Below are 15,021 nucleotides of genomic sequence, written 5' to 3' on the forward strand. Positions count from 1 at the left end.
GCCGTGATCTCCCGGGAGCCGAACTTTCCTTCTGGCCTCCCTCGCCCCGCGAATTGGATGATGCAGTCTGCCCGGTTGGGCTCGCTCGCATCTTCGCTGGACTTGACCGTGGCAACGACGGCCAGGACCACACGGTTTTGCCGTACGCACGGCCCGCCATGTCGCCGCAGTATTTCCAGCCCTGTCGACGAAGCCGGAAACTTACAGGCGAGACGAACCTGACAGCGCCGCTCGTCTGCACGAAGCCTCGGGCTCACAGGGACTACCCGCCCTGCCCGCACCTCTCATGCCGACGCTGCCGCGTCCACCGCAAGCCCGGCTCGCGATCAAGACGACCTCGAGATCGCCCCTCTTGGTGAGCCGGGATGGGCGACACATACGATAAAACCGAATTTCGGTAAAGTGGAATATTTTTGTGATAGCGGGTTGACAGAGGGCGACACAGGGGGCGACCTTGCCAGTCCCGTCATCCTGAGGCGCGAACGGCATACCTCCATTTCCCGCTTTGAAATTGCTGGCCTTTTGCTAATAAACGGGCGGGCCTCCCGCAAGGCATGTCATGTCCGCAACTTCCTCCTCGATCAGCGACCCCACCTATCTCCGTGCGCGCGCGATGGAGACGCTGTTCGAGCGGCTGGAACAGCTCTGCGAGGGCGCGATCGCGATCGACCGCGGCGGACGGGTCGTTTACGTCAACGAAAAATATCTCGCCGCGCTCGGCCTCAAGCGCATCAGCGAGGCGATCGGCCGGCCGATCGAGGAGGTCATCCCCAACAGCCTGATGCGCAAGGTGGCCGAGACCGGCGAGCCGATCCTGCTCGACATCATGGAGCTCGGCGGCGAGCAGCTCGTCGTCACCCGCATGCCGATCGAGGACGAGAACGGAACGGTGATCGGCGCGATCGGCTTCGTGCTCTACGATCATCTGGAGAGCTTGAAGCCGCTGCTCGCCCGCGTCGCCCAGCTCGAGAGCGATCTGCGGCTGGCGCGGCGGCAATTGTCCAACGCCCGCGCCGCCCGTTTCACTTTCGCCGATTACGTCGGCACCACGCCGGGAATCGCGCAGGCCAAGGCGTTGGCAAGCCGCGCCGCACGGCAGAGCGTCACGGTGCTACTGACCGGCGAGACCGGAACGGGCAAGGAGATGCTGGCGCAGGCGATCCACAACGCTTCCACGCGCGCAGAGAAGCCGTTCGTCAGCGTCAATGTGGCCGCCATACCCGACACGCTGATCGAGTCGGAGTTCTTCGGCACCGCGCCGGGCGCCTATACCGGCGCCGATCGCAGGGGACGCGAGGGCAAGTTCCGCATCGCCGACGGCGGCACGCTGTTTCTCGACGAAATCGGCGAGATGCCTCTGCAATTGCAGGCCAAGCTGCTGCGCGTGCTGCAGGAGCGCGAGATCGAGCCGCTCGGCTCGGACAAGATCTCCAAGGTCGACGTGCGTGTGGTCGCGGCGACCAATGTGGATTTGCGCAAGCGCGTCAGCGACGGCGCGTTCCGGCCCGATCTCTATTACCGGCTGAACGTGCTCTCGATCGACCTGCCGCCGCTGCGCCAGTGCCTGGATGATCTCCCCGACATCTGCGCCCGGCTGCTCGAGGACATCAGCGCTTCCGGCGATTACGTCAAGGCGAAGATCACGCCGAGCGCGCTCGCCGCGCTGGCGCGCTATGACTGGCCGGGCAACGTCCGCGAGCTCCGCAACATCCTGGAGCGGGCCCTCATTCTCAGCGATTCCGGCCGGCTGACCGGCGACGATTTCGTTCGCATCCTCCCCGTCGGCGCCGAGGTCAGGCCCACGGCGCCCGAGCGACCGGCCGGGCTGGTGGTGCCCTATGCGGAGGCCGAGGCCGAGTTCGAGAAGCACACGCTGGAACAGGCGCTCGCCGCCAGCAATGGCCAGATCTCCGAGGCCGCCAGGATGCTGCGGATCTCGCGCGCGACCTTCTACAAGAAGCTCGCCAAGTTCGGCCTCGCCGCGGGACCAGCCTCCGTCTGAGTTTCGAGACACGGGCCTGTCCGGAGTCTCGGATTCCGGACACGGCGTTGCGCCGCTCGGTCCGCCTGCAATTGCGGAATTTGCCGTGTTTTCAGCCAGTTTGCGCAAACCCTCCGCATCTGGCGCGGACCTTGCTCTTCGCTTTGCACAATGACGCGTGCTGCACATGCGCATTCGCAACAGGGAGGACGCAAGATGAGTGAAGCGATCTCGGTCCATCAGCTTCAGGCGAGACAGCCCTCGCACGTCACGGTCGCCACCGCGAGCCTGATCGGCACCGCCATCGAGTGGTACGACTTCTTCCTCTACGGCACCGCCGCGGCGCTGATCTTCAACAAGCTGTTCTTTCCGACCTTCGACCCCATGATGGGAACGCTGCTGGCGTTCGCGACCTACGCGCTCGGCTTCATCGCGCGCCCGCTCGGCGGCGTCGTGTTCGGTCATTACGGCGACAAGATCGGCCGCAAGACCATGCTCTATCTGACGCTGCTGATCATGGGCGCGGCGACCGCGGCCATCGGATTCCTGCCGACCTACGAGACCGCCGGCATCTGGGCGGCGATCCTGCTCGTCACCTGCCGCCTGATCCAGGGTTTTGGCCTCGGCGGCGAATGGGGCGGCGCGGTGCTGATGGCGGTGGAGCATGCGCCGGCGGACAAGAAGGGCTTCTATGGCAGCTGGCCGCAGCTCGGGGCGCCGCTCGGCCTCGTGCTCGGCACGCTGGTCTTCTCGGTGGTGTCGGCGATGCTGACCGACGCGCAGCTCCTTGCGTGGGGCTGGCGCATCCCGTTCCTGTTCTCGATCGCGCTGGTGCTGGTCGGCCTCTGGATCCGCTTCACCATCGCGGAATCCCCGGAGTTCCAGAAGGTCAAGGACACCAAGCAGGACGTGAAGATGCCGATCCTCGAGGCCATCAGGATGTATCCCAAGAACATCCTGCTGGCGATGGGCGCGCGCTTCGCCGAGAACGGCTTCTTCTACATCTATGCGACCTTCGTGCTCGCTTATGCCACGCAATCGCTCGGCATGAACAAGCAGGACATGCTCAACGGCGTGCTGATCGGCGCCGCCATCGAGACCTTCACCATTCCGGTCTTCGGCGCGCTGTCCGACCGCGTCGGGCGGCGGCCGATCTACATCTTCGGCGCGGTGTTCTCGGCGCTGATGTCGTTCCCGCTGTTCATGCTGCTGGCGACCAGGAACCCGCAATATGCCTGGATCGCGATCGTGCTCGGCCTCGCCATCGGCCATGCCGCGATGTACGGGCCGCAAGCAAGCTTCCTGTCGGAGTTGTTCGGCACCAAGGTGCGCTACAGCGGCGTCTCGCTCGGCTACAACCTCGCCTCGATCTTCGCCGGCGCGCTGTCGCCGCTGATCGCGACGGGATTGATGACGGCGTACGCGCCGGCGACCTGGCCGATCTCGCTCTACATGATCGGGCTGGCGCTCATCACCATCGTGTCGGTCTATTTCGCCACCGAAACACGCAAAATAGTTCAGGGCTGAATGTCCTGATCATGTCGTCCGTCGCGAGGAGCACGCTGTTCCACGGCTGCTCCTCGCGATAAGATCGCCAACAACGGCATGCGGTCGAACGGATCGGGAGGAACGCCGTGAGCCATCACCCAGCTCTGCCCTATTTGCGCAATTCCGAGAAAGGCAAGGTCGTCACGGCGGCCGAAGCGGTCATGCTGATCCGCGACGGCGACACGGTGGCGACCGGCGGCTTCGTCGGCATCGGCTTTGCCGAGGAGATCGCGATCGCGCTGGAGGAGCTCTATCTCTCCCATGAGGGCGATGCGCCCTATACGCAGGGCAAGCCGCGCAACCTGACGCTGGTCTATGCGGCCGGCCAGGGCGACGGCAAGGATCGCGGCCTCAATCATTTCGCGCATGAAGGCCTGGTCCGGCGCGTGATCGGCGGACATTGGGGCCTTGCGCCGAAACTGCAGCAGCTCTCGATCGCGAACCAGATCGAGGCCTATAACCTGCCGCAGGGCGTCATCACGCATCTGTTCCGCGACATCGCCGCGCACCGGCCCGGCCATGTCACCCGCGTCGGCATGGGCACCTTCGTCGATCCCCGACAGGGCGGCGGCAAGCTGAACGCACGCACCACCGAGGACATGGTGGAGCTGATCAAGATCGGCGGCGAAGACTGCCTGCTCTACAAGACGTTTCCAATTCACGTCGGGATCATCCGCGCCACCACAGGCGATCCCGACGGCAACCTCACCATGGAGAAGGAGGCGCTGACGCTGGAGGCGCTCGCCATCGCCATGGCGGCGCATAATTCCGGCGGCATCGTCATCGCCCAGGTCGAACGCGTCGCCGAGGCCGGCAGCCTCAATCCGCGCCAGGTCAAGATTCCCGGCATCCTCGTCGACTGCGTCGTGGTGGCAAGGCCAGAGAACCACTGGCAGACCTTCGGCACGCAATATAATCCGGCTTTCTCGAGCGAGATCCGCGTCCGTGCCGCCTCGCTACCGGTGATGCCGGTCAGCGAGCGCAAGATCATCGCCCGGCGCGCCGCGCTGGAGCTGAAGGCCAACAGCGTGGTCAACCTCGGCATCGGCATGCCCGAGGGCATCGCCTCGGTCGCCAACGAAGAGCGGATCATCGACCTCATCACGCTGACGGCCGAGCCCGGCGTGATCGGCGGCATTCCCGCGAGCGGCATCGATTTCGGCGCGGCGATCAACACCCAGGCGGTCATCGACCAGCCCTATCAGTTCGACTTCTACGACGGTGGCGGCCTCGACGTCGCCTTCCTCGGCCTTGCCCAGGTCGATCGCGCCGGCAATCTCAATGTCAGCAAGTTCGGGCCGAAGCTTGCCGGCGCCGGCGGCTTCATCAATATCAGCCAGAACGCCAAGGAGGTCATCTTCGTCGGCACCTTCGGCGCGGGCAAGCAGCGCATCGCGGTGAAGGACGGCAAGCTCGTCATCCTCGACGAGGCCAAGTCGCGCAAGTTCGTCGATAGCATCGAGCACGTCACCTTCAGCGGCCCGTTCGCGGCCGCGCGCAAGCAGCGCACGCTCTATGTCACCGAGCGCTGCGTTTTCGAGCTGCGACCCGACGGGCTGGAGCTCACGGAGGTCGCGCCGGGCATCGACATCGAGCGCGACATTCTGCGCCTGATGGATTTCAAGCCGCTGATCCCGCGCGATCCCGCCTTGATGGACGTACATATCTTCGGCGAAGGCCTGATGGATTTGCGCGAGCGCCTGCTCACCATTCCGCTCGATCAGCGCTTCACGCTGGACGAGCAGCAGAACCTGTTCTTCGTCAATCTCGAACGCTATCCGCTGCGCAGCAAGGCCGAGATCGACACCATCGCTGATATCGTCGAAGCGAGGCTCGCTCCGCTCGGCCGCCGGGTCTACGCCATCGTCAATTATGACAATTTTTCCATCCTGCCGGAGCTGATGGATGATTATTCCGCCATGGTGCGCAGCCTGGTCGACCGCTTCTATTCCGGCGTGTCGCGCTACACCACGTCGGGCTTCCTGCGCATCAAGCTCGGCGAAGCCCTGGAGAGGCGCGGCGTCGCGCCGCATATTTTCGAAAGCGCTGATGAGGCGCAGTCGGATCGGCGTCAGGCCGAAGGCGCCGGCAGCGCGCGGCGAGCCCAAAAATGATGCAGGTTCGAAAGGCCGACGCGCTCGGCCGGAAGGTTCAATTGCAATGTTCGTAGTGTTATGCAAATCGCTGTTGCCGAGAAACTTTAAATCAGGAGGGACCATCGTGCGTCGATCACTCATCATAACAACAACCATCCTCGCGCTCGGCGCGGGCACCTCCGCGCGGGCCGACGATCTCAAGATCGCGCTGATCTACGGCAAGACCGGTCCGCTCGAAGCCTACGCCAAGCAGACCGAGACCGGCCTGAAAATGGGTTTCGAATACGCCACCAAGGGCACCATGACGCTCGACGGCCGCAAGATCGTCGTCATCACCAAGGACGACCAGGGCAAGCCGGATCTCGCCAAGGCCGCGCTCGCCGAAGCCTATCAGGACGACAAGGCCGACATCGCCATCGGCACGACCTCGTCGGCCGCCGCGCTCGCCATCCTCCCGGTCGCCGAAGAGAACAAGAAAGTGCTGATCGTCGAGCCCGCGGTCGCGGATCAGATTACCGGCGAGAAGTGGAATCGCTACATCTTCCGCACCGGGCGCAACTCCTCGCAGGACGCGATCTCGAATGCGGTCGCGATCGGCAAGCAAGGCGTCACCGTCGCGACGCTGGCGCAGGACTACGCCTTCGGCCGCGACGGCGTCGCAGCCTTCAAGGAGGCGCTCGCCAAGACCGGCGCGACGCTCGCTGCGGAAGAATATGCCCCGACCTCAACCACCGACTTCACCGCCGTCGGCCAGCGCCTGTTCGACGCGCTGAAGGACAAGCCCGGCCGCAAGGTGATCTGGGTGATCTGGGCCGGCGCCGGCAATCCGCTGGCCAAGCTCCAGGACATGGACCCGAAGCGCTACGGCATCGAGCTCTCCACCGGCGGCAACATCCTGCCGGCGCTCGCCGCCTATAAGGGCCTGCCCGGCATGGAAGGCGCGACCTATTATTTCTACGAGATCCCGAAGAACCCGGTGAACGACTGGCTGGTCGCCGAACACCAGAAGCGCTTCAACGCGCCGCCGGACTTCTTCACCGCGGGCGGGTTTGCCGCCGCGATGTCGGTCGTCGCCGCCGTCACCAAGGCCAAGTCGACCGACACCGAGAAGCTGATCAGTGCGATGGAAGGCCTGGAGTTCGACACGCCGAAGGGCAAGATGGTGTTCCGGAAAGAAGACCATCAGGCGCTGCAGAGCATGTATCACTTCAAGGTCAAGGTCGATCCGAACGTCGCCTGGGCCGTGCTCGAGCCGGTGCGCGAGCTGAAGATCGAGGACATGGACGTTCCGGTTCGCAACAAGCGGTGACCTTTCTTGCTTCACCTCTCCCGCTTGCGGGAGAGGCCGGGAGAGGGCTCTCACCTCTTGGGGGTTCTCGCCTGCGGAGATAGCCCTCTCCCCAGCCCTCCCCCGCAAGCGGGGGAGGGAGCGCACCGCGCCCGCGGATATATCGCCGTTTCATCATTTGTAGATTCTCAATGACCCTCACCCTCGAAACCCGCGACCTCACCATCCGCTTCGGCGGCCATGTCGCGGTCAACAACGTCACCTGCACGTTCCGCCCGGGCGAGCTCACCGCGATCGTCGGGCCGAACGGCGCCGGCAAGACCACCTATTTCAATCTGATCTCGGGCCAGCTGCGCGCCACGAGCGGCAGCATCCTGTTCGATGGCACCGATATCACTCAGCAGTCCGCACCGCTGCGGACCCGCGCGGGCCTCGGGCGCGCCTTCCAGCTCACCAATCTCTTTCCGAACCTCACCGTGGAAGAGAACGTTCGCCTCGCGGTGCAGGCCGCCAGCGGCACCCATTACGACATGCTGCGGCCCTGGATGGTCCGCCGCGACCTGATCGCACGCGCCGACGCCATCCTCGACCAGGTCGCGCTCGGCAGCCGCCGCGGCGTCGCCGCGACCGCGCTGTCGCATGGCGACCAGCGCAAGCTCGAGGTGGCGCTGATGATCGCGCTCGAGCCGAAGGTTTTCATGTTCGACGAGCCGACCGCCGGCATGAGCATCGACGAGGTGCCTGTGGTCCTCAACCTGATCGCGCAGCTGAAGCAGGACAGGAGCAAGATCATCCTGCTGGTCGAGCACAAGATGGACGTGGTCCGCTCGCTCGCCGACCGCATCATCGTGCTGCACAACGGACAACTCGTTGCGGACGGGCCGCCGGCCGAGGTGATCGCCTCGCCGATCGTGCAGGAAGCCTATCTCGGCGTCGCCCCCAAGAACGCGGAGAGCGTCGCATGACCGACCTGCTCAAGCTCTCCGGCGTGCACACCCATATCGGCCGCTACCACATCCTCCAGGGCATCGACCTCGCGGTCCCGCAGGGGCAGGTCACGATGCTGCTCGGCCGCAACGGCGCCGGCAAGACCACGACGCTGCGCACCATCATGGGCCTGTGGCAGGCTTCCAGCGGCGAGATCAGCCTTTCCGGCGATCGCATCGAAAGCCGTGCCACGCCCGACATCGCGCGGCTCGGCGTCGGCTACGTGCCGGAGAGCATGGCGGTATTCTCCGACCTCACGGTGAAGGAGAACCTGGTCCTCGCCGCGCGCGACGGCCCGCTCGACGACACCCAGCTCGACTGGATTTTTGGCTTCTTCCCGGCGCTGCGCCGGTTCTGGCTGTCGCGTGCCGGGAGCCTTTCGGGCGGGCAAAAACAGATGCTGTCGATCGCGCGCGCCATCATCGAGCCGCGCAAGCTCTTGCTAATCGACGAGCCGACCAAGGGCCTGGCGCCCGCGATCGTGATGGCGCTGATCGAGTGCATGAGGGAGATCAAGCGTAAGGGTGCAACGATCCTGCTGGTCGAACAGAATTTCTTTGCCGCCCGCGAGCTCGGCGACAACGTGCTGGTGATGGACAACGGCACCATCGTTCATCGCGGCGAGATGGCGGCGCTCGCCGCCGACGTGCCGCTGCAGGAGCGGCTGCTCGGCCTGAGCCTGGAGGCACATCAGTGACTGAACTTGCCGCAAATGATCCGCTGCCGAAGCCGAAACGCGACATCGCGCCGATCCTGCTGCCGGTCGCGCTCGCCCTGCTCATGATCCCGCTGATTGGATCGACCAGCTCCTGGCTGACGCTGACCGCCGCCAGTCTCGCCATGGGCATGATGATCTTCATCATGGCCTCGGGCCTGACGCTGGTGTTCGGCCTGATGGACGTGCTCAATTTCGGCCACGGCGCCTTCATCGCCGTCGGCGCCTATGTCGCCACCCTGGTGCTGGCGCCGTTCGCGGCCTCCATCCAGGCCGATTCGCTGTGGATCAACCTCGCGGTGCTCGCCCCGGCCGCGCTGCTCTCGATGGCGGTATCGGGCGCGCTCGGCCTGGTCGTCGAGCGCGTGCTGATCCTCCCCGTTTACGGCCAGCATCTGAAGCAGATCCTGATGACGACCGGCGGCCTGATCGTCGCCGAGCAGACGCTCTATGCGCTATGGGGCCCGCAGATCATCCCGATGCCGCTGCCGACCTCGCTGCGAGGCTCCTTCATCTTCGGCGATGTCGCAATTGCAAAATACCGCGTGCTGGCGACGCTGATCGGCCTTGCCATCTTCATCGCGATCCAGCTCGTGCTCAATCGCAGCAAGCTTGGCCTCCTGATCCGCGCCGGCGTGGAGAACCGCGAGATGGTGGAGGCGCTCGGCTATCGCATCCGCCGCCTATTCCTCGGCGTGTTCATGACGGGCTCCGCGCTTGCCGGCCTCGGCGGCGTGATGTGGGCGCTCTATCGCGAGCAGGTCCACGCCTCCATGAGCGACGACCTCACCGTCTTGATCTTCATCGTCGTCATCATCGGCGGGCTCGGGTCGATCGGCGGCTGTTTCATCGGCGCGATCCTCGTGGCCATGGTCGCCAATTACGGCGGCTTCCTGGTGCCGAAACTCGCCCTCGTCTCCAACATCCTGCTGATGGTCGCCATTCTGATGTGGCGGCCGCGCGGCCTCTATGCGGTGACCAGCCGATGATGATCCTCTCCGGCGACCCGCCGCGCAGCCGCGTCCTGACGCTCGTTCTCGTCGTCATCATCCTGGCGCTGGCGGCGACGCCGTTCCTGTTCCCGGGCGCCAAGGCCTTGAACGTCGCAGCCAAGATCTGCGTCTTCGCCGCGCTGGTCGCCTCCTACGATCTCCTGCTCGGATACACCGGCTCGGTGTCGTTCGCCCACACCATGTTCTATGGCATCGGCAGCTACGCGATCGCGATCGCGCTGTACGGGATGGGCCCCAATTGGGCCGCGGTCGCAACCGGCATCGTCGTCGGCCTGCCGCTCGCAGCCCTGCTCGCGCTCGCCATCGGGCTCTTTTCTCTGCGCGTCGCCGCGATCTTCTTCGCCATGATCACGCTCGCGGTCGCCTCCGCCTTCCAGGTCCTCGCCTCGCAGCTGTCCTGGCTGACCGGCGGTGAGGACGGACGCAGCTTTCAGCTGCCCGAGCTGCTGCGTCCCGGCACGGTGCTGATCTCGAAGAACCTGTTCGGCTTCGAGATCAACGGCCGCATCCTGACCTTCTACCTGGTGTTCGCCGTCTCGGCCGTGATGATCCTCGCTTTGCTGCGCGTCGTGAACTCGCCGTTCGGGCGCGTGCTGCAGGCCATCCGCGAGAACCGTTTTCGCGCCGAGGCGCTCGGCTTCCGCACGGTGTTCCATCTGACCTACGCCAATTGCCTCGCCGCGCTGGTCGCCGCCGGCGCCGGCATCTTGAACGCGCTGTGGCTGCGCTATGCCGGTCCCGATACCTCGCTCAGCTTCTCGATCATGCTGGACATCCTGCTGATGGTCGTGATCGGCGGCATGGGCACGATCTACGGCGCGATCATCGGCGCCAGCATCTTCATCCTCGCCCAGAACTATCTGCAGTCGCTGATGGGCGTCGCCTCCACGGCCGCATCGGAAGCCGGCCTGCCGCTGCTGCCGGGGCTGCTGCATCCCGACCGCTGGCTGCTGTGGCTCGGGCTGCTGTTCATCGCCAGCGTCTACTTCTTTCCGACCGGCGTGGTCGGACGGCTGCGTAACCCCGCCGGCGGCAAGAGCGGCGACAGCCCCCATTAAGCCGCGGTTAACGATGCAGCGCAGCGGCTGCTGCACGCCGCACAACCGCGGCGCAATTCCCGCCCCGCGGCTTGCGGACGCGATTTCGGATTAATGCTTAAGTAACTGGCTTTCCTAAGGCTTAGGCCATTTGTGCGGTGTATTCCTGGTCCTCCAGGGAGGGGGAATGCGCCAGGTCTTTTCCACGATGGCAGCCGGAATATCTCTAGCCGCGAGGAACGGCTGGGAGGTCTTGGCGCGGCGTGGTCCTGTCCTGTGGTTGACCCTGTGCGGCGCGTTGCTGGTCGCGGGCATCTTCGCCGTGACTGCCGTGGCCGTCGGCGAGTTTCGCGAGCGCACCCTGGTCAATCGCGAGCGCGAGCTGGAAAACACGGTGCAGCTGATCGCGCGGCACTTTGACCAGCAATTCGAAGATGCCGACGTCGTCGCCGCCGATCTGATCGTGCAGATGAATCTGGCGGAGATCACCTCGCCAGCGCTTTTTCGCGAGCGCATGTCGGGATCCGCGGCGAACCAGATGCTGCGCAGCAAGATCAGCTCCGTGTCCTATCTCGGCGATATCGCGATCTACGATGCCGATGGCGAGCTGATCAACTGGTCACGAGCCCAGCCGCTGCCCAAGATCAACATTTCATCCCGGGCCTACTTTCAGACCTTCAAGACGAATCCGCAATCCGAATCAGTGCTGCTCGAATCCGTCCGCAGCTTCATCATCAAAAAATGGACCACGGTCGTCGCACGCCGGTTGAACGGCGCGGACGGCACCTTCCTCGGCGCGATGGTCCGCCGGATCGATCCGGACAGCTACCAGCACTATTTCGCATCCGTCGCGCTTGCCGAGGGCACGGCCATCTCGCTGTTCGATCGCGAGGGCAAGATGCTTGCGCGCTATCCGCATCGCGAGGAGCTGATCGGACGGAGCTTCAAGGATGCGCCGCTGATGCAGAAGGTGCTGAGCGAGGGCGGTCAGAAAACGCTTCGCGTCAGGAGCCCGCTCGATGGCGAGGAGCGGCTCGGCTCCGCCGCGTCACTGACGCATTTCCCCCTGGTCATCATCGCCACCAACACCATGGCAGCGGCGCTTGCGGACTGGCGGCAGCAGACCGGCTTCATGGTGATCACGGCGACGCTCTCGGCCACAATCATCGCGCTGATCCTCTATCTGATCATTCGCCAGATCAACCGGCAGAACCGCGAGGCCCAGCAGCGAATCGAGGCGGAGCGGCTGCGGCTCGACACCGCCATCAACAACATGTCGCAAGGCTTGGTCCTGTACGACGCGAGCGGCACCATCGTCACCTGCAACCGCCGCTACGCCGACATGTTCGGCCTGTCGCACGACGTCATCAAGCCCGGCTGTCACCTCCGTGAGGCGATGTATCATCGCAAGGAGCGCGGCGCGTTCGACGGTGACGTCGAGGCGTTTTGCGCCGCGGTCATGAGGGTCGTCGGCGAAGGCACGGTCTCGACACTGACCCATCAGCTGGCCAACGGCCGCGCCTTCCAGGTCATCAATACGCCGCTCGCACAGGGCGGATGGGTCGCCACGATCGAAGACATCACCGAGCGCCGCAACCTGGAGCAGGAACGCGATCGCAACTACACCTTCCTGCGCGAGATCATCGACCACATCCCTTCGCAGATCACGGTGAAGGACGCCCGCACGCGGCAATACCTCCTGCTGAACGGCGTCGCCGAGCAGCTGTTCGGCCAGTCGCGCCAGGACGTCGTCGGCAAGACCGCTTTCGACATCTTCCCCGAAGGGTCGGCCGCCCACATCACCGACGACGACAGCAGGGCGCTGGCATCGGCCAAGGGATTGTTCAAGGACGAGCACGCCTGGCAGATGCCCGGCATGGGCCTGCGCTACATCACGTCGACCCGGATCGGCATTCGCGATGAAGCCGGCGAGCCGCGCTACCTCATCCATGTCATCGACGACGTCACCGAGCGCCGTCGCGCCGACGAGAAGATCGCGCATATGGCGCATTACGATGCGCTGACCGACCTGCCGAACCGCACCCTGTTCCGCGAGCAGATCGAACGCGAGCTGGCGAAGGCCGCCGGCGGTGAACAGTTCGCGCTGCTCTACATCGACGTCGACGAATTCAAGGGCATCAACGATTCGCTTGGCCACCACGTCGGCGACGAGCTGTTGAAGGCGATTGCCGGCCGTCTCCGCGGCTGCCTCAAGCAGGGCGACCTGATCGCGCGGCTGGGCGGCGACGAGTTCGCCGTGATCCAGACCGGGATTCAGTCCTCCGCGGATGTGTTGTCCTTCGTCACGCGGATCTACCAGGCGATCCGCCAGCCGTGTCATTGCCTCGGCCATCAGCTCTCGACCGACGCCAGCATCGGCATTGCGCTGGCGCCGCAGGACGGCGCCGATCTCGACCAGCTGATCAAGAACGCCGACCTCGCGATGTACGGCGCCAAGGGCGAGGGCCGCCGCACCCACCGCTTCTTCGAGCCGGAGATGGATGCCAGCGCCAAGGCGCGCCTCAGCATGGAGCAGGATTTGCGCCAGGCCCTGGTGAACGGCGGCTTCGAGATTCACTATCAGCCGCTGGTCGACCTGCGCTCAGGCGAAGTCTCGGGCTGCGAGGCGCTGCTGCGCTGGCGCCATCCCGAGCGCGGCATGGTGTCGCCGGCGGAGTTCATTCCGGTCGCCGAGGATACCGGCCTGATCAACGAGCTCGGCGACTGGGTGCTGCGCATGGCCTGCAACGAGGCCGCGACCTGGCCAGCGCATGTGCGCGTCGCAGTCAACGTGTCGCCGGTGCAGCTCAAATGCGACACGCTGGCGCTGCGGATCGCGGGCGCACTCGCCGCCTCCGGGCTCGACCCGCGCCGGCTCGAGCTCGAGATCACCGAGGCGGTGCTGATCCGCGACGACGAGGCTGCGCTCTCGATCCTGCATCAGCTCCGCTCGATCGGCGTGCGCATCGCACTCGACGATTTCGGCACTGGCTACTCCTCGCTCAGCTATCTCAAGCGCTTCCCGTTCGACAAGATCAAGATCGACCGCTGCTTCGTCGCCGACATCGCGGAGGCGAGCGGCGCACCCGTGATCGTGCAGGCGGTGGTGAATATCGCGGCTGCCAGCAGCATGACCACGGTCGCCGAAGGGGTCGAGACCGAGGCGCAGCGCGACCTGCTGCGTGCGCTCGGCTGCACCCAGATGCAGGGCTATCTGTTCAGCCCGCCGAAGCCGGCGAACGAGGTGCGGAAATTGTTCGGCTCCGGCAGTGCCGTGCCGGTGGCGGCGGTGGCGTGATGGTGAAGTCGCGCAAGAGCTCCACGAAGTCCGTCGATGTCGCGGATTCCTACGCGGTGCGGCTGATGCAGCACCTGGTGGTGCCGACCTTCGTGATCGACCCGAAGCGCCGCGTCGTGATCTGGAACAGGGCCTGCGAACGGCTGACCGGCGTCGCCGCCTCGGAAGTGATCGGCACCAGCAAGCACTGGCAGGCCTTCTACGAGACCAGGCGCCCTTGCCTTGCCGACCTCGTCGCGCTCGACCGGCCCGAGCAGCTGCCGGAGTTCTATTCGGAATATGCCGCGCGCGGCCATAACGGCCTCGGCTTTTCCGCGGAGAACTGGTGTGTGATGCCGAAGCTCGGCAGCCAGCTCTATCTCGCCATCGATGCCGGCCCGATCCACGACGAGGCCGGCCATTTGATCGCGGTGGTGGAGACGCTGCGCGACCTCACCGACCAGAAGCGCGCCGAGATGGCGCTGAAGGAGCTCGCCACCAAGGACGGGCTGACCGGCCTGTCGAACCGCCGCGCCTTCGACCAGATGCTGATGAGCGAATGGGCCCGCGCCCAGCGCACGCAGAAACCGCTGGCGCTGCTGTTCGTCGACGTCGACCATTTCAAGCTGTTCAACGACCGGCACGGCCATCAGACCGGCGACGAATGCCTCCGCGCGGTCGCAGCCACTGTGAGCCGGCATGCCGTACGCCCACTCGACCTCGCCAGCCGCTATGGCGGAGAGGAGTTCGCGCTGATCCTGCCGGACATGGACTGCGACACCGCCTGCACCGTCGCCGAGGAGATCCGCTGCGCCGTGATGGCCTTAGCGATCGCCCACGGCGCCGCGGGCGCCGGCGACCACGTCACCCTCAGCCTCGGCGTCGCCAGCCACGTCCCCAGCGGCGCCGACGGCGGCCCCGACCGGCTGCTCGGCGCGGCCGACGAGGCGCTTTACGTCGCCAAACGCCTCGGCCGCAACCGCGTCATTTGCGCCGAACGGGTGCTGGCCGAATTCGCCGCCCTCGGCCGGGAGGCCGCAGCGGTTCCGGGCCCTTTCCGGCGCAAATCAGCTTAAGCT

General features: G+C 65.3%; 10 protein-coding genes. All 10 read left to right on the forward strand.

Translation table 11 applies throughout. The features are described 5' to 3' along the window. The first annotated feature begins 559 nt into the window (after window positions 1-559). The 10 genes from IVA79_RS20180 to IVA79_RS20225 all read left to right on the forward strand — a co-directional run bounded on the left by IVA79_RS20180 (window position 560) and on the right by IVA79_RS20225 (window position 15,018). Window positions 560-2,002, forward strand: a complete 1,443-nt coding sequence (locus tag IVA79_RS20180; RefSeq protein ID WP_247555907.1) for a sigma 54-interacting transcriptional regulator — start codon at window positions 560-562, stop codon at window positions 2,000-2,002. 195 nt (window positions 2,003-2,197) lie between these two features. Further along, the gene (locus IVA79_RS20185) at window positions 2,198-3,508 is read left to right on the forward strand and encodes an MFS transporter (RefSeq protein WP_247555909.1); all 1,311 of its coding nucleotides are present in this window, start codon (window positions 2,198-2,200) and stop codon (window positions 3,506-3,508) included. A gap of 107 nt (window positions 3,509-3,615) precedes the next feature. Then, the gene (locus tag IVA79_RS20190) at window positions 3,616-5,643 is read left to right on the forward strand and encodes an acyl CoA:acetate/3-ketoacid CoA transferase (RefSeq protein ID WP_346658199.1); all 2,028 of its coding nucleotides are present in this window, start codon (window positions 3,616-3,618) and stop codon (window positions 5,641-5,643) included. Between the two features lie 106 nt (window positions 5,644-5,749). Then, window positions 5,750-6,934, forward strand: a complete 1,185-nt coding sequence (locus IVA79_RS20195) for a substrate-binding domain-containing protein (protein WP_247555911.1) — start codon at window positions 5,750-5,752, stop codon at window positions 6,932-6,934. A 170-nt stretch (window positions 6,935-7,104) separates the two neighbouring features. Further along, a complete protein-coding gene (locus tag IVA79_RS20200; protein WP_247555913.1) occupies window positions 7,105-7,878 on the forward strand; it encodes an ABC transporter ATP-binding protein in 774 nt (257 codons plus the stop codon). Next, window positions 7,875-8,597, forward strand: a complete 723-nt coding sequence (locus IVA79_RS20205) for an ABC transporter ATP-binding protein (RefSeq protein ID WP_247555916.1) — start codon at window positions 7,875-7,877, stop codon at window positions 8,595-8,597. The genes IVA79_RS20200 and IVA79_RS20205 overlap by 4 nt, the downstream gene beginning before the upstream one ends. Continuing rightward, window positions 8,594-9,604 carry a branched-chain amino acid ABC transporter permease gene (locus IVA79_RS20210; protein WP_247555919.1) on the forward strand — a complete coding sequence of 337 codons (1,011 nt, stop codon included), beginning with the start codon at window positions 8,594-8,596 and terminating at the stop codon, window positions 9,602-9,604. Before IVA79_RS20205 ends, IVA79_RS20210 begins: the two co-directional genes overlap by 4 nt. Next, the gene (locus IVA79_RS20215; RefSeq protein WP_247555921.1) at window positions 9,601-10,686 is read left to right on the forward strand and encodes a branched-chain amino acid ABC transporter permease; all 1,086 of its coding nucleotides are present in this window, start codon (window positions 9,601-9,603) and stop codon (window positions 10,684-10,686) included. The genes IVA79_RS20210 and IVA79_RS20215 overlap by 4 nt, the downstream gene beginning before the upstream one ends. A gap of 166 nt (window positions 10,687-10,852) precedes the next feature. After that, window positions 10,853-13,963: an EAL domain-containing protein gene (locus IVA79_RS20220; RefSeq protein ID WP_247555923.1), complete on the forward strand. Its 3,111-nt coding sequence runs from the start codon at window positions 10,853-10,855 to the stop codon at window positions 13,961-13,963. Next, window positions 13,963-15,018 (forward strand): diguanylate cyclase, encoded by a 1,056-nt coding sequence (locus IVA79_RS20225; protein ID WP_247556536.1) that lies wholly within the window; start codon window positions 13,963-13,965, stop codon window positions 15,016-15,018. The genes IVA79_RS20220 and IVA79_RS20225 overlap by 1 nt, the downstream gene beginning before the upstream one ends. Window positions 15,019-15,021 lie beyond the last annotated feature (3 nt).

The organism is Bradyrhizobium sp. 138, from assembly GCF_023074075.1.
GTDB lineage: Bacteria > Pseudomonadota > Alphaproteobacteria > Rhizobiales > Xanthobacteraceae > Bradyrhizobium.

Coding starts and splice junctions, on each gene's coding strand:
- IVA79_RS20180 (WP_247555907.1), top strand. CDS start 560: ATGTCCGCAACTTCCTCCTCGATCAGCGACCCCACCTATCTCCGTGCG.
- IVA79_RS20185 (WP_247555909.1), top strand. CDS start 2,198: ATGAGTGAAGCGATCTCGGTCCATCAGCTTCAGGCGAGACAGCCCTCG.
- IVA79_RS20200 (WP_247555913.1), top strand. CDS start 7,105: ATGACCCTCACCCTCGAAACCCGCGACCTCACCATCCGCTTCGGCGGC.
- IVA79_RS20205 (WP_247555916.1), top strand. CDS start 7,875: ATGACCGACCTGCTCAAGCTCTCCGGCGTGCACACCCATATCGGCCGC.
- IVA79_RS20215 (WP_247555921.1), top strand. CDS start 9,601: ATGATGATCCTCTCCGGCGACCCGCCGCGCAGCCGCGTCCTGACGCTC.
- IVA79_RS20220 (WP_247555923.1), top strand. CDS start 10,853: ATGCGCCAGGTCTTTTCCACGATGGCAGCCGGAATATCTCTAGCCGCG.
- IVA79_RS20225 (WP_247556536.1), top strand. CDS start 13,963: ATGGTGAAGTCGCGCAAGAGCTCCACGAAGTCCGTCGATGTCGCGGAT.